18 protein-coding genes are annotated in these 18,262 nt (G+C 38.2%); 15 read left to right on the top strand and 3 right to left on the bottom strand.

Annotated elements, in window-relative coordinates; translation table 11 throughout:
* Positions 1–10 precede the first annotated feature (10 nt).
* The gene (gene ylbJ / locus AS180_RS01330) at positions 11–1,234 is read right to left on the bottom strand and encodes a sporulation integral membrane protein YlbJ (RefSeq protein ID WP_025908818.1); all 1,224 of its coding nucleotides are present in this window, start codon (positions 1,232–1,234) and stop codon (positions 11–13) included.
* A 233-nt stretch (positions 1,235–1,467) separates the two neighbouring features.
* On the opposite strand from ylbJ, the gene AS180_RS01325 reads away from it, so the two are divergent.
* The gene (locus tag AS180_RS01325; RefSeq protein WP_062686243.1) at positions 1,468–2,271 is read left to right on the top strand and encodes a patatin-like phospholipase family protein; all 804 of its coding nucleotides are present in this window, start codon (positions 1,468–1,470) and stop codon (positions 2,269–2,271) included.
* Positions 2,255–3,286: a SepM family pheromone-processing serine protease gene (locus tag AS180_RS01320; RefSeq protein ID WP_025908820.1), complete on the top strand. Its 1,032-nt coding sequence runs from the start codon at positions 2,255–2,257 to the stop codon at positions 3,284–3,286. Before AS180_RS01325 ends, AS180_RS01320 begins: the two co-directional genes overlap by 17 nt.
* Positions 3,287–3,311: 25 nt before the next feature.
* On the opposite strand, the gene AS180_RS01315 is transcribed toward AS180_RS01320, so the two are convergent.
* Positions 3,312–4,520: a nucleotidyltransferase gene (locus AS180_RS01315; RefSeq protein WP_025908821.1), complete on the bottom strand. Its 1,209-nt coding sequence runs from the start codon at positions 4,518–4,520 to the stop codon at positions 3,312–3,314.
* A gap of 165 nt (positions 4,521–4,685) precedes the next feature.
* On the opposite strand from AS180_RS01315, the gene AS180_RS01310 reads away from it, so the two are divergent.
* The 4 genes from AS180_RS01310 (at position 4,686) to AS180_RS01295 (ending at position 7,119) form a co-directional block, all read left to right on the top strand.
* Positions 4,686–5,207: a YceD family protein gene (locus AS180_RS01310; RefSeq protein WP_025908822.1), complete on the top strand. Its 522-nt coding sequence runs from the start codon at positions 4,686–4,688 to the stop codon at positions 5,205–5,207.
* Between the two features lie 61 nt (positions 5,208–5,268).
* Positions 5,269–5,442 (top strand): 50S ribosomal protein L32, encoded by a 174-nt coding sequence (gene rpmF, locus AS180_RS01305; protein ID WP_025908823.1) that lies wholly within the window; start codon positions 5,269–5,271, stop codon positions 5,440–5,442.
* Positions 5,443–5,610: 168 nt separating this feature from the next.
* A complete protein-coding gene (locus AS180_RS01300; RefSeq protein WP_025908824.1) occupies positions 5,611–6,378 on the top strand; it encodes an enoyl-CoA hydratase/isomerase family protein in 768 nt (255 codons plus the stop codon).
* Positions 6,379–6,513: 135 nt separating this feature from the next.
* On the top strand, positions 6,514–7,119 hold the full coding sequence (locus AS180_RS01295) for an RsfA family transcriptional regulator (protein WP_025908825.1): 606 nt from the start codon (positions 6,514–6,516) through the stop codon (positions 7,117–7,119).
* A gap of 96 nt (positions 7,120–7,215) precedes the next feature.
* Here AS180_RS01295 and AS180_RS01290 read toward each other — a convergent pair whose 3' ends face one another.
* Complete coding sequence (locus AS180_RS01290) at positions 7,216–7,683, bottom strand: N-acetyltransferase (protein WP_242529394.1); 468 nt, start codon at positions 7,681–7,683, stop codon at positions 7,216–7,218.
* 233 nt (positions 7,684–7,916) lie between these two features.
* On the opposite strand from AS180_RS01290, the gene AS180_RS01285 reads away from it, so the two are divergent.
* From AS180_RS01285 to AS180_RS01245, 9 genes are all read left to right on the top strand, one after another.
* Positions 7,917–9,251: an acetyl-CoA carboxylase biotin carboxylase subunit gene (locus AS180_RS01285; RefSeq protein WP_025908827.1), complete on the top strand. Its 1,335-nt coding sequence runs from the start codon at positions 7,917–7,919 to the stop codon at positions 9,249–9,251.
* Between the two features lie 16 nt (positions 9,252–9,267).
* A complete protein-coding gene (locus AS180_RS01280; RefSeq protein ID WP_025908828.1) occupies positions 9,268–9,480 on the top strand; it encodes a biotin/lipoyl-containing protein in 213 nt (70 codons plus the stop codon).
* A 13-nt stretch (positions 9,481–9,493) separates the two neighbouring features.
* A complete protein-coding gene (locus AS180_RS01275; protein WP_025908829.1) occupies positions 9,494–11,038 on the top strand; it encodes an acyl-CoA carboxylase subunit beta in 1,545 nt (514 codons plus the stop codon).
* A gap of 210 nt (positions 11,039–11,248) precedes the next feature.
* Entirely contained in the window at positions 11,249–12,148 is a 900-nt protein-coding gene (locus AS180_RS01270; RefSeq protein ID WP_025908830.1) for a 2-dehydropantoate 2-reductase, read from the top strand.
* A gap of 6 nt (positions 12,149–12,154) precedes the next feature.
* Positions 12,155–12,538, top strand: coding sequence for a DUF3397 domain-containing protein (locus AS180_RS01265; RefSeq protein WP_025908831.1), 384 nt, complete (start codon positions 12,155–12,157; stop codon positions 12,536–12,538).
* 88 nt (positions 12,539–12,626) lie between these two features.
* On the top strand, positions 12,627–14,249 hold the full coding sequence (gene bshC / locus AS180_RS01260) for a bacillithiol biosynthesis cysteine-adding enzyme BshC (protein WP_062686241.1): 1,623 nt from the start codon (positions 12,627–12,629) through the stop codon (positions 14,247–14,249).
* A gap of 332 nt (positions 14,250–14,581) precedes the next feature.
* Positions 14,582–15,517 (top strand): 16S rRNA (cytosine(1402)-N(4))-methyltransferase RsmH, encoded by a 936-nt coding sequence (gene rsmH / locus AS180_RS01255; RefSeq protein ID WP_025908833.1) that lies wholly within the window; start codon positions 14,582–14,584, stop codon positions 15,515–15,517.
* A gap of 36 nt (positions 15,518–15,553) precedes the next feature.
* The gene (gene ftsL / locus AS180_RS01250; RefSeq protein ID WP_025908834.1) at positions 15,554–15,913 is read left to right on the top strand and encodes a cell division protein FtsL; all 360 of its coding nucleotides are present in this window, start codon (positions 15,554–15,556) and stop codon (positions 15,911–15,913) included.
* A 4-nt stretch (positions 15,914–15,917) separates the two neighbouring features.
* A complete protein-coding gene (locus AS180_RS01245; protein WP_062686239.1) occupies positions 15,918–18,194 on the top strand; it encodes a penicillin-binding protein in 2,277 nt (758 codons plus the stop codon).
* The last annotated feature ends 68 nt before the right edge of the window (positions 18,195–18,262 follow it).

Below are 18,262 nucleotides of genomic sequence, written 5' to 3'. Positions count from 1 at the left end.
TTTTTGTCGTTTATTTTAGCGGAAAGTGACGTTTCATATATAACAAGGAATAAGTGAATAGCAATAAAATGGTAAACGTTGGCCCATATAGGGTGCAAAATTCAAAGTAGATTTGGCTCCAGCTCGTTGTGCCTTCCTGCAAAAAAGTAGGCAAAGCGTGTGGAGACCACTGAGCCTGAGATAGAATATTTTGTTCAAAAGGTTTCCATGCTAAGATAGCAAGGATACTAGCAAATAGTCCGTGCATCAAGCGTGCACAAAAAAATGGGAAAAATCGAATATCTGTTTCAGCAAGAATACTGGCAACTTGAGCGTGAACAGAAAAACCACTGAAGCCTAGGATAAAGCTGACAATAATGACTTGTTGAAATAGAGTGGATTCTGCTGTTTGGCTAGTCAATTGACTGCCCATTGTGATTTCAAAAAGTCCTGATATAAAGGGAAGGCTTAGTGCCGTTGAAAGTTGAAGTAAACTAAATAAATATGAAAGATTACTGCTTATAAACGTTGTAATGTTCATGACAAACAGCAGCTTGTTTAAAACAGAAAATAAAATAATAAATCCACCGATCATTAATAAAGATTGAACTGATGATAACACAGCATCACCTAAAAGCTTACCAATGGGCCTTTGATCTTTTATGCGGGCTTCGTGCATTTCTTTAAAGGCTTGAATAAGAGACGGACGCTGAGTGGAAGCAGAATACGTTGTATCAGCCTTTTTTCCGTAAAAGCGCATAACAAGTCCTACTAGAATGTTTCCGAGATAGTGTGCAAAAGCAAGGATTATCCCCATTGCTGCATTGCTAAAAAAGCCGACCGCAACTGCTCCAAAGATAAATATAGGGTTTGAGGAGTTGGTGAAAGAAACAAGGCGTTCAGCTTCCGTTTTTGATAACTGTTCTTCTTGCCGTAATCGAGCGGTGATCTTTGCTCCGGAAGGGAATCCAGAACCCATTCCCATTGCTAACGCAAATCCTCCAACCCCTGGAACTCGGAATAATGGGCGCATCAAAGGTTCTAATATTGATCCGATAAAGCGGACAACTCCGAATCCAATCAATAATTCGGAAAGAATAAAGAAAGGCAATAATGATGGAAATACGACCTTCCACCATGTATTTAATCCTCGCACTGAGGCTTCCAGTGCTTCTTTTGGATAAGTGAGTAAGGCAAAGGTAAGCGTTAAAGCGGTTCCTCCTAACACAATCGTTTTTAACATGGATTTATTCAATTCTATTCCCTCTCCTTTTAAACTGCATACGATACAGCAGGTACATGTTCTATATATCAATATACGAATTGGTTAGTCCAATTTATGCTAATTAATCGTTTAGACCACGTTTTCTTTCTCTACTTTCTTGGTTAAGCTAAAGATAAAAATGATTATTTACGTGCTCAAGTTTCACTTTATAGCGGCAGACGTATATACTGAATAAAACAAGTGATTAGTAAGGGGGCCTAACTATGAAAAGCCCAACGATTGGATTGGCATTGGGGTCAGGAGGAGCAAGAGGGTTTGCTCACCTTGGGGTCATTAAAGTTCTGGTGGAAAACAATATCCCTATTCACTATTTGGCGGGTAGCAGCATGGGTGCTTTGGTTGCGGCTATGTATGCATCTGGTACGGAAATAAGTCAACTATATAAAATGGCACTTACCTTTAAAAGAAAATATTATTTAGATTTTACAATCCCTAAAATGGGATTTATTGCGGGGAATCGTATTAAATCCTTGGTAAAAGCCCTAACCAAAAATAAAAAGATTGAAGATTTAAATATTCCAGTTGCCATTGTGGCTACGGATTTAAAAGCTGGGGAGAAAGTCATTTTCAAAACGGGCTCAGTTGCACAAGCTGTAAGAGCAAGCATTTCCATTCCAGGTATCTTTGCACCAGAGAATGTAAATGGACGCTTGCTAGTAGATGGCGGGGTCATCGATCGGATTCCGGTATCCATTGTACGAGAGATGGGAGCAGATATTGTGCTTGCAGTCGATGTCTCTCATGTGAAAAGAAATGCAGAAATCACATCAATTTTTGACGTTATTTTACAGAGCCTAGATATTCTTCAAGACGAGCTTGTAATAAATCGAGCAATTGCGTCTGATGTAATGCTTCGCCCTAAAGTAGAAACGTTTAGTTCGCGAGCGTTTACAGATATTAAAGAAATTATTGAAATCGGTGAACAAGCTGCAATTGAGCATCTACCGTTTATTCAAGAAGCTATTGAAAAGTGGAAGGAGAATCACACAGGTGAAGAAAAGAGTTAGAATTTTATCCTACATAGCATTAGTGCTAACAATTGCTATGTTATTTTTTTATCCCTTACCTTATTATATTACAAAGCCTGGCATAGCACAGGAGCTAAAGCCTATTATTAATGTGCAAGGAGGGTATGAAGAGCAAGGGGCCTTTATGTTAACCACGGTTCGAATGGGAAGGGCGACGCCTTTATCGTATGCTATGGCTCATATTCAAGACTTTCATCACTTGTATCCTGAAGAAGATATTTTGCAGCAAGGAGAAAGTGATAGCGATTATACGGTAAGGCAATTACATATGATGGATACGTCCAAAGATGCGGCCGTCATTGTTGCATACAATGCGGCAAACAAAGAAATTAAGTTTGAGAATAAAGGTGTTTATATTGTTACAGTAGTACCGGATATGCCTGCTTATGGCAAGCTTAAAATTGGAGATATTGTAAAGGCAGTAGATGGTCAAACTATTGAGACAGCAGAGGAGTTAATTGAATACGTAGCGAAGAAGAAAAAAGGGGATAAGGTTGCGATAACCATCTTACGAAATGATGAAGAAAAAATAGTAGAGCTTCCTCTAGCCTCATTTCCAGATGATCAAACGCGCTTTGGGTTAGGAATATCCTTAGAAACCAGTCGCGAAGTGGACGTAGAGCCAGATGTAGAGATTGATACTGAAAAGATTGGTGGACCTTCTGCAGGCTTGATGTTTTCACTTGAAATTTATAATCAGCTTGTAAAAGAAGATATAACAAAAGGACATAAAATTGCGGGTACGGGGACTATTAACGATAAAGGGATTGTAGGTCCTATTGGAGGAATTTCTCAAAAGATTGTGGCCGCGGATAAAGAGGGAGCAGAAGTGTTTTTTGCGCCTAATCAGCAAGGAGCGGCTAATTCGAACTATAAGGAAGCCGTACAGGCGGGAGCAAAAATTGATACCGATATGAAAATCGTTCCAGTTGATACGTTTAATGATGCGATTGAATATCTAGAAAAGTTGGATAAAGTAAAAAAGGCGGAGTGAGTCGGTACCGACTTACTCCGCCTTTTTAAATCATGATCGGTGGCTGCGTATACTCTTGTTTTAAAAACTGAGAGCGTATGGGCTCTTGTAAAGGTGAACTATAGATATTTGTAGCTTTTATATCAAGTGATAAGTCTACGTGTTTACATTGAGATACAGTGGATACAATAGGAACAGACACGTCTTTTTTTATTTGTTTCATATACAGCCTGCCGATTTGAGATATGCCCAACAATCGAATATAAGCGGTTGAAGGCGACTTGGATAGTTCATTTTTTTTTGTGTTCGTCAAAATGTGAACACACATCCGTTGAAGGCGTGTACGCGTATAGCGCTTTGTCTTTACTTTACTTAAAAAGTCTTCAAAGGATAGTGCTTCTTTTATGGCGTTTAATAAGCGATATTCAATACCTTCTTCAATTTCGTAAATGGCTTGAAGAGACTCGGGTGAATGGGTCATGAGTTGATACTTTAAAAATGGAAAATAGAGCTCCCAGTTATGTAAAAAGCCAATTTGTGTTTGATAATCTTTTAGACCTTGAATAACAGGGTTAGGCATATAGCGTGATAAGTCCTTAACATCAATGATATCTTGGAATAAAGCATGACGAATACTTGTTGCGCTTGTAATTTCCGTCTCAGAAAGCATTTTATCGTGATAATGGGATTGAATTCGAGTAATCGTATGTGGTTTAATAGATGCATGCTGTTTTTCAATAGCCTTTACATAGCTTACGCCTAAAATGTTATTTGGTTGTTCCATATTTAAACCAATTTGTTCATTAGTAATGTTTTTCATAGCAAGGGAAAGAGCTTTTGGGTAGCTATTTCCAACTTTTAAATAGCTTTGTACATGCTCATCTATAGCGTGTTCATGCTCCTTTAAAAGTCTGCTGAATTTAAGAAAAGACTGCGTGTTTCCATGTTCGCTGCCGAAGCATACATACGAAGCTTTAAGATGTTCTAAGATGGCTACAGCACCGTTTGCAAACGTATCAGCTTGCTGAGTAGAGAATGCATAAGGTAGTTCAATGACAAGGTCGGCACCAGCTTTTAGAGCCATTTTCGTACGAGCCCACTTTGATACGACAGCAGGTTCACCGCGTTGCAAGAAGTGACCGCTCATCACTGCGATAACGCAATCAGCATTTGTTTCTTCTTTTGCACTTTGCAAATGATAATGATGGCCATTATGAAAAGGGTTGTATTCAACTATAATTCCTACAGCTTGCATAATGAGTCTCCTTTTATTAAATTTTCAAGTGCGATTGAACAGTTTTAGCGTAAGGATTATGAAAAGAAAAAAATAAATTTAAGTACATTATAGTGTAAAGAAAAAATATTGACAAATAATCTTGTGAAAGCTATAATAACCTTTGTTGCCTTGAGGTGATTAACAATGAAATGGACAATACATCAGTTGTACCAGTTGCAAAATAAAGGATTAACTTTTGACGAAATCGTAGACGGTAAGGAATTTGTTAATACCGATCCACAGATTCGTCGCATGTCAGATGTACATGTGAAAGGAAGAGCTGATATTAGTTCTTCAAAAGTCACATTTCATCTAAAAATTTCTGGAGAAATGACATTGCCTTGTGCTCGTACATTAGTCGATGTTCCGTATCCTTTTTCTATTGAAGCAACGGAAACTTTTCTGTTCAATAGTGACGCCGATTATGAAGATGACGGTGAAATGAGAGTCGTTGAAGGTGAAGTAGTGGATTTAATTCCACTTATTAAGGAATTAATTATTGTGGAAATTCCTCTTCAAGTTTTTAGTGATGATCAACAACAGAAAGGTGCTGCTCCTCAATCAGGAAAAGATTGGGAAGTTGTAACGGAAGAAGAGCAACAGGAAAAAGTCGATCCACGTTTAGCGGTATTAGAAAATTTCTTTAAAAACAAAGAAAATAACTAACGAGAAGATCCGGCTTTCGGGCCTTCATATGATTAAAAACTCTTTTAAGGAGGTGGGAATAATGGCTGTACCTTTTAGAAGAACATCTAAAATGAAGAAAAGAACGCGTCGTACGCACTTTAAACTACAAGTTCCTGGTATGGTAGAGTGCTCAAATTGTGGCGAGATGAAACTATCACACCGTGTATGTAAGGCTTGTGGTACTTACAAAGGAAATGACGTAGTAAACAAATAATGCAAAAATAAAAGACCCTGTTGAAGGGTCTTTTATTTTTGCATTAAAACGTTCTTTAAGGTTTGTGATGACTGCTTTTCTAAGGGAAGATGCAGGAGTTTATATTTCGCTTCTCGAATTCTTTACTTATGAAAAAGTTGAGTGAAGATGAAAAAGGGGGAACAGACATTGGTAAAGACAAAGTTTTTTGTAGATAACAACGGCATTAGCACATTTGTTATTAATCGCCCCGAGAAACGAAATGCTGTGGATTATGAGGTGATGACTTCTTTAGAGAAGGCTATATCTGAAGTGAAAGCGAATCCTCATATTAAAGCGTTGGTAATTACAGGAGCGGGTTCACAAGCCTTTTGTAGTGGTGGAGACATTTCAGCTTTTCATGCCCTTGAAACGGCGGCTGAAGCGGAGAGTATGTTAAAGAGAATGGGAAGAATTTTATATGAATTGCTTATATTACCAAAACCCACGGTAGCTTTATTAAACGGCACAGCAGTTGGGGGCGGGTGTGAAATTGCGATTGCTTGTGATTTTCGCATCAGCGCAGCTCATAGTGAGTTTGGTTTTATACAAGGAGACTTAGGTATTACAACGGGTTGGGGGGGCGGCACGATTTTATTTGAAAAGCTTCGTTACTCAGATGCAATGGAAATGTTGACAAGCTCTCAAATCTACAGCGTGGAGCGTGCCAAGCAGGTCGGCTTTTTATCTTATGTAACGTCATACCAAGAGCTAGCGATGCGCTGTGAAGAGTGGTTACTTCCAATTATTACAAAGTCTAGCGCTGTGCTGACTGCATATAAGCAAATGCCGATTGCAAAATGGAGCCAAGTTGGTTTGTGGGAACGAATGGAAGCAGAAATTGATCATTGTAGCTTGCTTTGGGAAAGTGAAGAACACAAGCAAGCGGTTAATAATCGACTTCAAAAGAAGGCTTAATAAAGCTGATTGCATGAATAAAGTATCTTGAAAAAGGCAAGTTAAGAATTTCTGCCTTGAGAAGTTGAACAATAGTCTATCTTATCTAGTAGTTGCATACTTATTTAATAAGTACGGATAAGGAGGGATAGAAAAATGACTTCTTCTCGTCAAGATGCATGGACTCAAGATGAAGATTTACTACTAGCTGAAATTGTATTGCGTCATATACGTGAAGGTGGCACACAACTTGCTGCATTTGAAGAAGTGGGAAAGAAACTTTCGCGAACATCAGCAGCTTGTGGCTTTCGCTGGAATTCTTTTGTGCGCAAACAATACAAAACTGGTATTGACATAGCGAAGATTCAACGCAAACAGCTAAAATCACGCGTGATCACAAAAGATGAAGAACAGCCCGTGCGCTTCTCATATATAGATGGTCAATCGATTACGTCGTTAAGTGAGGTTATTCGTTACTTAGAGTCGATTGAACAAATTCAGCAGCAGTCGAGTGAGTTGCTGGAAGCAAATGAGGAGTTGCAGCATAAACTTGAACAGTTACAGGAAAAAGTAACGGTTCTTGAAAAAGAGAAAAAAGTGTTGGAAAGTAACTTATATACGGTGGAAGAAGATTATAAAGCACTGATTGAAATTATGGAAAGAGCTCGTAAGATGGTTGTTCTAAAAGAAGATGAAAAAAGTAGAAAAGTTAAATTTCAAATGGAGAAAAACGGTAATTTAGAACGAGTTGAAAATAAATAATAAAGCGTAGCACTTCATTTATATAAAAGCCCTTGACTCTTTATCGCGGTGTAGCTCAAAGATAGAGAAGGTTCAAGGGCTTTTTTATATTATCTATTATTTTGAGGTTGATACGCCTTCTGGACACCAAAGCATTGGGTTTTCTCCTAAATCTCGCTCTAAATCATAAGCAGCCGGAACAAAGCCCATTTTTGTCCAAAACTGATTGGAATGAACTCGTGGGTTTGTTTTAATAGGCAAGTTAAAAGATTTAGCGTATTCAATTAATCTCGTACCTAGTCCTTTTGATTGGAATTCTTGGAGTACTTCGAGTTTCCATACTTCAAGGTAAGGCTGGTGTGGCTTGAAGTAGTGATCATGCTTTTTAGACTGTCGGTATAAACTCATTCGAGCTACAAGACGATTTCCAATGTAAATGCCGTAGAATGGAGAATGAATTTCGTTTTCAGATATTTGGGCATTTAATTCTTCTAACATGGACAATTCTTGGAGCCCGTATTGCTTAAACTGCTTAAATTCTTCAAGTGTTTTATAGTTAATTCGCAACTGCTGTACCTCATACATTATCAATCACTCCTTAGAAATGAGCTGCTTGTATAGCATATGAATAAATTTTTAAATATAGGATAGATAGATGAGAATAAAAAAAGTAAGCGTTTACAAAAAAACAAAGGGATTTTAAGAAAATTGTAGAATTATACGTTTTGGGAGATTTTTTTCTCTTTTAGTCTTATCATACCATGGTTTTGAATAGACTTGAGAATATTTTATACTGCAGCGAAGGGAGAAGAAATACAATGAAAAAAGTTTTAATCGCTAATCGAGGCGAAATTGCTCATCGTATTATTAAAACTTGTCATACGATGAATATACAAACTGTTGCTGTTCACTCTACGGCCGATGAAAATCTACCTTATGTTAAAGCTGCTACAGTTGCTTATGAAATTGGAGAACCTCCTGTTCAAAAATCGTACTTAAATATTGAGCGCTTGTTAGAAATTGCTCATCAAGAAAACGTTGATGCAATTCATCCAGGCTACGGATTTTTATCGGAAAATAGCACATTTGCCAAGCGCGTGGAAGAAGAAGGATTTGTTTTTATTGGACCATCGCCAAAAGTTATAGCGGATATGGGTGATAAAGTAAGGGCTAGAAAAATTATGAAAGAAGCAGGCGTTCCCGTTGTGCCTGGAAGCGAAGGGGCTGTAGCTGATATTGAAGAAGCGTGTGAGATAGCTCAAGCTATTGGTTATCCCGTTATGTTGAAAGCTAGCGGTGGCGGTGGAGGCATTGGAATGGTACGCTGTGATGATGAAAAATCACTGCGTACGACATATGAATCCACAAAAGCGAGAGCTAAAGCATATTTCGGCCATGAAGAAGTATTTATTGAAAAGCTAATCACGGATGCAAGGCATATAGAAGTTCAAATTTTTGGAGACCAGCTTGGAAATGCAGTGCACCTTTTTGAACGAGATTGTTCCGTACAGCGTCGCAACCAAAAAGTGATTGAAGAAGCTCCGGCAACATCGCTATCTATTGATACAAAACAACGTATGTATGAGACGGCCGTCGCTGCTGCTAAGGCAGTTCAGTATTATAATGCTGGCACTATTGAATTTATTGTGGATGCGCAGGAAAATTTCTATTTCTTAGAAATGAATACTAGACTTCAAGTTGAACATCCCATTACAGAGCAAGTGACGGGACTAGACCTTGTAAAGTGGCAACTCTTAGTTGCTAGAGGCGACGCGCTACCTTTGCAACAAGAAGAGGTTCAGCTTACCAACCACGCGGTAGAGTTTCGAGTATACGCAGAAGACCCTGTAACGTTTTTACCGGCTCCTGGACAAATTACGCAGTTTTCGCTTCCAGAGCGTTCTTATGTTCGAGTGGATGCAGGTTATGATAGCGGAGACAAAGTAACACCTTTTTATGATCCAATGATTGCGAAGGTTATTGTCACTGGTCGTACGAGAGAAAACGCAATTGAGCTTGCTAAAGCATATTTTACTGAGGCATCAATTGAAGGGGTTAAAACAAACTTACCGTTGTTTAAACAATTATTAAATGCAGAGCAGTATGTAGCTGGAAAATACAATACAGCGGTATTGACAGAAGTTTTGAAATAAAAAAGGAGGACTAAAAATGAAAGAAACGACAGCAACGATGGCGGGAATGGTGTTAAATATTCATGTATCAGAAGGAGATTCTGTGACAAAAGGTCAGGTATTAATTATTCTTGAATCGATGAAAATGGAAATTCCAATTGAAAGCAGTGAAGAAGGAATAGTTGATGCAATTTTAGTCGGTGTAGGAGACTTTGTAAATGAAGGCGATGTATTAATGACAATTTCTTAAAAGGAGTGAGCGTATGATACATACAAATGATTTACAAAAGCGTTATGAAGATAAATGTGAAGAAATTCGAGCAGGTGGAGACGCAAAATATCATGAAAAGTTAAAGCAACAAAATAAACTATTTGTTCGAGATCGTTTGGCTTTATTGTTTGATGAAGGTGAGTATAAAGAAGACGCGATGTTTGCTAATAATCAAGCTAAAGGCTTACCAGCTGATGGTGTTGTTACAGCCATCGGCAAGGTGAACGGTCAAACGGTATGCGCAATGGCGAACGATTCAACAATTAAAGCAGGGTCTTGGGGAGCAAGAACAGTTGAAAAGATTATTCGTATTCAAGAAACTGCTGAAAAGCTGCAGGTACCAATGCTATATTTAGTTGACTCAGCAGGAGCTCGAATTACGGATCAATTAGACATGTTTCCGAACCGACGAGGGGCGGGGAAAATCTTTCATAACCAAGTGCGTATGTCGGGGGTAGTTCCGCAAATCTGTTTATTATTTGGTCCTTCTGCTGCAGGAGGAGCTTACATTCCTGCGTTTTGTGATATCGTCATTATGGTTGATGGAAACGCTTCAATGTATTTAGGGTCGCCACGAATGGCTGAAAAGGTTATTGGAGAAAAAGTGACGTTAGAAGAGATGGGTGGTGCTCACATGCACTGTAGTGTGAGCGGTTGTGGAGACGTGCTTGTTTATTCTGAAGAAGAAGCAATTTCAAAAGCAAAATTGTACCTTGGTTATTTTCCTCAAAGCTTTCACGAAAAGCCAGCTGTGCTTGAAGGGAAGTTACCTGTTAAGACATCCAAAACACTAGGAGAGTTAATTCCTGAAAACCAAAACGTTCCGTTTGATATGTATGATGCAATTGATACGTTAATTGATGAAGGAACATTTTATGAAATTAAGAAGTTATTTGCACCCGAACTCATTACAGGTCTTGCAAGGATGGATGGCAAAGTTGTTGGTATTATTGCAAATCAGCCAAAGATAAAAGGTGGCGTACTTTTTGTTGACTCCGCTGATAAAGGGGCGAAGTTTATCCAGCTATGTGATGCATTCCATATTCCGCTTTTATTCTTAGCTGATGTACCAGGTTTTATGATTGGAACAAAAGTGGAAAGAGCAGGTATTATTCGTCATGGTGCAAAATTGATTTCTGCTATGAGTTCTGCGACTGTTCCAAAAATCTCTGTGGTGGTGCGCAAAGCATATGGAGCCGGACTATATGCTATGGCAGGGCCAGCATTTGAACCGGATTGCTGCATTGCCCTCCCTACAGCACAAATTGCCGTAATGGGACCGGAAGCAGCGGTTAACGCTGTTTATTCCAATAAAATTAATGAGATTACCGATCCAAAAGAGCGAATGCTGTATATTAAGCAGAAGCAACAAGAGTACAAAGAGCATATTGATTTATACACGCTAGCTTCCGAGATGATTATTGACGATATCGTGCCAGCTAATGACCTTCGCCAAACTTTAATTGAACGATTTGCTTATTATGAAACAAAAACAATAGCGGAAGTTCGAAGAAAACACCCTGTATATCCAGTGTAACGAACAAAAATGAATAGTATAGAAAAGCTAGGTGAGTATTTCTTGCCTAGCTTTTTATGCGAAGAGATGTTGTTTTAATGATTAAAAATGTTTGCTAAACTAATAGAATCTGTGCTACTTATGTAAAGGTAAGTGTTCAATATCTTACATGGTTTATGAATGGTTTAGGTATATGGTAAGAAAACAAACTAATAGAATGAGGAAAGCCTAATGAAGATAGCAGTAATTGGAGGGGGCGCAATCGGCCTTTTGGTGAGCGCATACTTGGCTGATCATGCTCAAGTTACTCTGTATACGAGAAGAAAAGAGCAAGCAGACCAAGTGCGTGAACATGGAATAACGCTAAAGCGTAAAAAAAATGTGAAAAAGGTAAAGGTGGATGCGAAGGTTTTAAGACTTGATGAAGCCTTTGTGCATTATGAACTAATTGTGGTAGCAGTTAAGCAATATAGCATTAAAGATATTATTCCTTACTTAATGAAGGCTCCAAAGCATACATCGGTATTATTCCTTCAAAATGGAATGAGTCATGTTACATTGGCAAAACGTCTTCCTCAGCGTACCATCTATTTAGGAGTTGTTGAGCATGGTGCGATGAAAGAAACAGATGATGTGGTGACTCATTCAGGAGTTGGCATCACGCGTGTTGCTTTGTTTAAAGGAGGGGATTTAATTTCCTTTCAACGGTTTCATTCTGATGTGTTTGCATTTATGCAGGAGAATGATTGGTATGAAATGCTTATTCAAAAGCTTGTTGTGAATGCAGTAATCAACCCTTTAACAGCTCTTTACCGAGTGAATAACGGTGAAATCATACATAATTCCTATTTTTATAAAACAGCGAAAGCCGTTTTTAATGAGCTGCATGCTGTGTTACGATTAAAAGACCCAACAGCCTATTGGAATCGAGTAGTAGATGTTTGTGAAAAAACAGCTCAAAATCATTCATCAATGAGGAAAGATCTTCAACAGCAAAGAAAAACAGAAGTTGAATCCATATTAGGCTATATTTTAGAAGAAGCGGCTAAGCGCCAAATTAATACTCCTATTATCCACTTTGTATATAATGGAATATTAGGGTTGGAAGATAGTGGAAGTGAAGGAAGGTGACCGTGAATGGGGAGCTTAGTTGTAAGCATCTTGGCTACGTTTATCACGCTGCCAGTGGTAGGTTTTTTTGTATTATACACTCTACTCAAAAAAGTGATGAAAAATCGGCGTAAAGCAGTTCACATCTCTACATATGTCTCAACAATTTTTTTAATTGTATCCACGCACTACTTTGCCAAGCAAATTTTCAACCAGTCTTTTTTGTGGCTGATTATTTTAGTGCTGCTCGTTTTGGCGATGATTGTGATGCTTATAAACTGGCAGGTGAAGAAAGACTTACAGCTGAAAAGAATAACAAAAGGGATGTTTCGAATCAGCTTCTTTTTCTTTTTGTTTTCACATGTGTTATTAGTTGTTAGCGGCCTAATCTTTGAATTATTAAAGTTATGAAGCATGTTACTAGACGTGTCGAGAAACAATATGGATAATGAAGCTAGGTAAACTGAACAAGTATTAGTTATAGAAAGGAAGTTCTCTCATGGAGATTACAGATGTCTCTTTATCAGCAACGAACAAGTTAACAGAAGAATATATACAAGGTAGCAACCAAGCTATGTCATACTTTCATTACAATATACATAAAAGTGATGTTTATAAAGAGCGCTTACATGATCTGAAAAGCTATACTCATCCAAGAGAAGAGCTTGTTGAGTACTTGACGGGATTCAATAAGAAGCTAAATGCGTCAAACAAAACCTTGGAGAACATTGAACAGCTTCGTGACCAAGACAGTGTTGTCGTGGTAGGTGGTCAGCAAGCAGGGCTTTTGACAGGACCTCTATACACAATCCATAAAGTTATTTCAATCATTTTGTTAGCGAAACAGCAAGAAGAAGCGCTGGGAGTACCTGTACTACCAGTATTTTGGATTGCAGGAGAAGATCATGATTTTGCTGAAATTAATCATGTTTATGTGGAAGAAAAAGGGCAAATGCTTAAAAAAACGTTTAAGCAGTCGCTGAAAACCAAAGATATGGTTTCCAATGTTAACATAAACCAAGAAGCCTGTAGTGAGTGGATTGATAGCTTGTTTCAACTGTTTGGTGAAACAGAGCATACAAAAGAAGTATTGTCCTTTTTAAAATGCTCGCTTCAGCAATCTCAAACCTTTACCGATTTTTTTGCGTATTTAACGACAAAGTTGTTTACGGAGTATGGCTTAATTTTAATGGATGCTGCTTCGGAAGAATTGCGTAAAATTGAATCCTCGTTCTTTATTCAGCTAATCGAGCAAAATGAAGCCCTTTCTCAGTCCGTTATGGCTCAGCAGAAAAAGTTAAGCGATGACTATAAAAAGGTGATTGACGTTGGAAGTGAAACAGCACATCTTTTCTATTCTCATGAGGGAAACCGTATCTTGTTAGAGAGAGATGAAGCTCAGAATTTTAAAGGGAAGCAAGATGAAGTGTCTTTTTCAAAAGAAAACCTCATTCAGATTGCAAAGCAAAGTCCACATTTATTAAGCAATAATGTAGTGACGCGTCCGTTAATGCAAGAATATCTGCTTCCAACATTAGCTTTTGTTGCTGGACCTGGTGAAGTAGCGTATTGGGCAGAGTTACAGCAAGCGTTTAATATCTTTAACTTTACTATGCCTCCGGTTGTTCCTCGCCTATCTTATACGTTAGTAGAGCGTAACATTGCTAAATATTTAGAAGAACTAAATATTAATTCAGAAAAAGCAGTTGTACAAGGAGTAGCTACAGAGCGAGAAGCATGGCTACGTGCAGAAGTTCGTAATCCTTATGAAGGATACTTTAATGAAGCGAAAGAAAAAATAGAAGAAATTCATAAAACTCTTCGTGAAAATGTTCAAAAAGAAGACAAAACGTTTGAAGAAGTTCTATTGAAAAATCGAGCAATTCTTCAAAAGCAAATGGAGACTGTTCAAAAAATTGTCGAATCTAAACAGCTCATTAAGCATGATGTAACGCATACGAAATACAATAAAATTGAGTGTGCGCTTCGTCCTAATGGAGCTCCTCAAGAACGAATCTGGAACGTCGCTTATTATTTAAATAAATATGGCATGCAGTTCGTGTCACAATTACTCAATGAGGAAGTCGAATTTAATCATCATCTAAAGGTCTGTTACCTCTAATAAAATCCTGCTGCAAAGCAGGATTTTTCTTTTATAAAAGAGAAACAGTGTACATACACAAAGCAACCAAACAAATCCTAAACAGTTATTTTTTTACAAACTCTAAAACACATCGTAGCACCTTACTTTTTATGCCAGGAATATGTCTCGTGTTTAACAAAATAAAACCTTTTGTAACAGAAAGACAAAATTCTACTTAATTCTTGTATAAATAGCTGAAAAAATGTTGAAATTTGATATATAATGAAATGGTATTAAAAATGTATAAAATTTACCTTTATTTCAAGGTGTTTATACATAATTAAGTAGTTTAAAAAGAAGTAGGTGTCAACATGTTTAATCACACAACTGTTTTGCTAAAAGAAGCAGCAGAAGGCTTAAATATTAAGCCTGACGGAATTTATGTAGACTGTACGCTTGGCGGAGCAGGTCATAGTGAATATATCGTCAAGAAGTTATCTGATGAAGGTAGGTTAATTGCATTTGATCAAGATGACATTGCAATTGAAAATGCAAAGGGGAAATTAGCCCCTTATCTAAATCGAGTAACGCTCATAAAAAGTAATTTTCGCTATTTAAAAGAAAAATTAGAAGAGCATGGAATCACAGAAGTAGACGGGGTTTTATTTGATTTAGGTGTTTCATCTCCACAGTTAGATACCCCGGAGCGTGGCTTTAGCTTTCACCATGATGCCCCTCTTGATATGAGAATGGATACGAACTCAAGCCTTTCTGCTTATCATATCATCAATGAATGGCCTTATGAAAAGCTTGTGAAGATTTTCTTTCAATATGGTGAAGAGAAATTCTCCAAGCAAATTGCTAGAAAAATTGAGTCATATCGTGAGCAAAAGGCAATTGAAACAACTCTGGAACTTGTTGACATTATCAAAGACGGTATTCCCGCTGCTGCACGTAGAACGGGTGGGCATCCAGCGAAGCGTGTGTTCCAAGCAATTCGTATTGCTGTAAACGATGAACTTCAAGTGTTTGAAGATGCAGTTGAACAAGCAATGAACGTAATCAGCGTTGGTGGACGAGTGAGCGTTATTACTTTTCACTCGTTAGAAGATCGTATTTGCAAAGTAGCATTTAAAAATGCGAGCACAGTCCCACAGCTTCCACATGGATTACCAGTTATCCCAGAAGAATTCCAACCGAAAATGAAGGTAATTACGCGCAAACCAATTGTGCCTTCTGAAGAGGAAGTGGTTGATAATAAGCGAGCTCGTTCTGCGAAGTTAAGAATTATTGAGAAATTAAAGTAAGCGTAACAGGCAAAGAGAAAAAAGGAGGGGATTGTGTTGAGTAATGTAGCGTATCAAGTTAAACCTAACACGCAACATGAACAACAAAAGCAGCCGGTTCGTAAAGTTGTAAAAAAGTCGAAACGAAAGATTTCGGTCGGTGAAAAGTTTGTTTATACAGGTACACTTGCACTTATGCTTTTTGGTGCAGTTCAAATGATTTCTAATCAGGCAACGCTTTACAGTACAAATGCAGAAGTACAGGCGTTGGAATCAAACATCCAAAAACAAGAAACAAAAAACAATGAGTTGAAGCTTCAGGTAACAGAGCTAAGTGCGTATGAGCGAATTTGGGCAAAAGCAAAAGAACTAGGACTAAGTTTAAACGAAAATAACGTTAAAGTAGTCGAAAATTGAACCAATGAAAATGCCTAAGAAAAATAGCAATATTAGTACAGGAGCAGCAATATTGATTGTAATATTTGCATTGCTCTTTTTTGTATTAACAGGAAGGTTCTTTTATATACAGGCCACAGGAAAAGCTGAAGGTCAAGCTTTAGCCGAAATCGCACAAAAAAAATATACGAGAGAAACAACCATTGAAGGACAGCGTGGAACGATTTATGATCGTAACGGAGAAGCTATTGCACACGACACGGGAGCATATACGGTTGTAGCAATTTTAGACCCAGACCAAACAAAAGATAAAGACAAGCCAAAGCACGTAGTAAATACGGAAAAAACAGCAAAAGAATTAGCGCCGTTGCTCAACATGAAAGAGGAAGAATTACAGAGCTTGTTAGATAAAGGTGTAAAAAAAGGCTCGTTTCAAGTAGAACTTGGTCCCGGGGGACGAGATATTAACAATACGACTAAGCAAAAGATTGAAAAGCTTAAGTTACCTGGTATTACGTTCTTGCGAGATGCGAAGCGTTTTTATCCAAACGGAGTGTTTGCCTCTCACATTTTAGGCTACGCACAAAAGAATGATGAAGGAAAAATCGTTGGGAAAATGGGGATAGAACAAGTCTATGATAAGCAGCTAACAGAAGAAGATGGAAAAGTATTTTATCAAGCTAGTCAAAATGGAATTAAGCTTCCAGATCCAAAAGAATCAATTGTCCCTCCAAAAAACGGTGACAATATTTACTTAACCCTTGATGAAAAAATTCAAACGTTTGTAGAAGATGCTTTGACAAACGCTCAAAAGGAATACGATCCAGATAACATTATGGCTGTAGTTGCAAATCCAAAAACGGGCGAGATTCTAGCAATGTCTACGCGACCAACGTTTAACCCAAACGTTCGTGATATTACAAATTATCGAAACCCTATTATTGAAGACAGCTTTGAGCTTGGGTCTACAATGAAAATCTTTACGCTCGCCGCTGCGATTGAAGAAGGTGTTTATAACGGCGAGGATATTTATCAATCAGGAGCTTACAAAGTTAGCGAAAAAGATGCGCCAATTCGTGACCATAACGGTGGTAACGGATGGGGACCCATTACGTTTGACGAAGGCATTCGACGTTCGTCAAACGTTGCCATTGCGATTCTAGCCAACGAAAAGCTTGGGACAGAAAGGCTCTTTAATTACTTAGAGGATTTCGGATTTATGAAAAAAACGGGAATCGACTTGCCTGGAGAAGCTTCTAGTAAACTGATTTCTAAATATCCAAGGGATCGAGTGACGACTGCATTTGGTCAGGGGTCAGCATTCACTCCAATTCAGCAAATTCAAGCTGCTACTGCCATTGCAAACGATGGTAAAATGATGAAGCCTTACGTCATTGAAAAAGTTGTAGATGGTACAACGAACAAGGTGAAAAAAGAAACGAAGCCAGAAGTGGTAGGGAAACCTATTTCAAAACAAACAGCCAATGAAGTACTTGATATCCTTGAAAGTGTTGTATCTGAGGATGATGGTACTGGAAAAGCGTATGCTATTGAAGGCTATGACGTGGCTGGCAAAACGGGAACGGCTCAAATACCAAATCCGAACGGAGGAGGATATTTGCATGGACATGGTAAAAACCTATTCTCATTCATGGGGTTTGCACCAGCGAAAGACCCCGAGCTAGTGGTTTATGTAGCGGTCCAAAATCCAAACCTAACTTCTCAAGAGTCAGGTTCAGCTCCGCTTTCGATGATTTTTAATCCGGTTATGAAAAATAGCTTACAAGCGTTAGGAGTTAAGCCTAAAGAAACAGATGAAGAAAAGCAGAAGCAAAAAAGCACATCTTCTGAAATTAAACTTGATAGTTATGAAGGTAAATCAGTAGGTGACGTCAAGAAAGAATTAGAAGCAAAAGGATTAACGCCTGTCATTGTTGGAGAAGGCAAAAGCATCGATGACCAATTTCCTAAAGCAGCGCACACTGTTATTAGCGGAGAAAAGGTATTTTTACAAACAAAAGGTACACCAACGATGCCCGATATAACCGGCTGGTCTCACCGCGATGTGATCAGATTTACTGAGTTTATGAATATAAAAGTTAGTGCATTAGACAGTGGCTTTGTTGTGACTCAAAGTATTAAACCTGGTAAAGCTGTTAAAGAAGGTAGCTATTTAGTGGTAGAGCTTGAACCTCCCGAATCCCTTTCGGAAGCTGTAGAAGTAAAGCAGAAAGAAGAAGAGGTTCAAAGTAAAGAAGAGCAAGATAGTTCAGACGAAAAACCAACTGAACCAACTGATTAGAAATACGTTCTATCGAATAGTGTACAAGCATATATTGGAACGAGCCGATTCAGAGGAGGTTCTATTAT

The sequence above is a fragment of the Priestia veravalensis genome (assembly GCF_001457055.1).
GTDB classification, from domain to species: Bacteria; Bacillota; Bacilli; order Bacillales; family Bacillaceae_H; genus Priestia; species Priestia flexa.
This window is presented reverse-complemented; position numbering and strand designations above follow the sequence as displayed.

Excerpts from the sequence above, each read along its gene's own strand:
- AS180_RS01325 (WP_062686243.1), top strand. The coding sequence starts at position 1,468 with ATGAAAAGCCCAACGATTGGATTGGCATTGGGGTCAGGAGGAGCAAGA.
- AS180_RS01315 (WP_025908821.1), bottom strand. The coding sequence starts at position 4,520 with ATGCAAGCTGTAGGAATTATAGTTGAATACAACCCTTTTCATAATGGC.
- AS180_RS01310 (WP_025908822.1), top strand. The coding sequence starts at position 4,686 with ATGAAATGGACAATACATCAGTTGTACCAGTTGCAAAATAAAGGATTA.
- rpmF (WP_025908823.1), top strand. The coding sequence starts at position 5,269 with ATGGCTGTACCTTTTAGAAGAACATCTAAAATGAAGAAAAGAACGCGT.
- AS180_RS01295 (WP_025908825.1), top strand. The coding sequence starts at position 6,514 with ATGACTTCTTCTCGTCAAGATGCATGGACTCAAGATGAAGATTTACTA.
- AS180_RS01290 (WP_242529394.1), bottom strand. The coding sequence starts at position 7,683 with ATGTATGAGGTACAGCAGTTGCGAATTAACTATAAAACACTTGAAGAA.
- AS180_RS01285 (WP_025908827.1), top strand. The coding sequence starts at position 7,917 with ATGAAAAAAGTTTTAATCGCTAATCGAGGCGAAATTGCTCATCGTATT.
- AS180_RS01280 (WP_025908828.1), top strand. The coding sequence starts at position 9,268 with ATGAAAGAAACGACAGCAACGATGGCGGGAATGGTGTTAAATATTCAT.
- AS180_RS01275 (WP_025908829.1), top strand. The coding sequence starts at position 9,494 with ATGATACATACAAATGATTTACAAAAGCGTTATGAAGATAAATGTGAA.
- AS180_RS01270 (WP_025908830.1), top strand. The coding sequence starts at position 11,249 with ATGAAGATAGCAGTAATTGGAGGGGGCGCAATCGGCCTTTTGGTGAGC.
- AS180_RS01265 (WP_025908831.1), top strand. The coding sequence starts at position 12,155 with ATGGGGAGCTTAGTTGTAAGCATCTTGGCTACGTTTATCACGCTGCCA.
- bshC (WP_062686241.1), top strand. The coding sequence starts at position 12,627 with ATGGAGATTACAGATGTCTCTTTATCAGCAACGAACAAGTTAACAGAA.
- rsmH (WP_025908833.1), top strand. The coding sequence starts at position 14,582 with ATGTTTAATCACACAACTGTTTTGCTAAAAGAAGCAGCAGAAGGCTTA.
- AS180_RS01245 (WP_062686239.1), top strand. The coding sequence starts at position 15,918 with ATGAAAATGCCTAAGAAAAATAGCAATATTAGTACAGGAGCAGCAATA.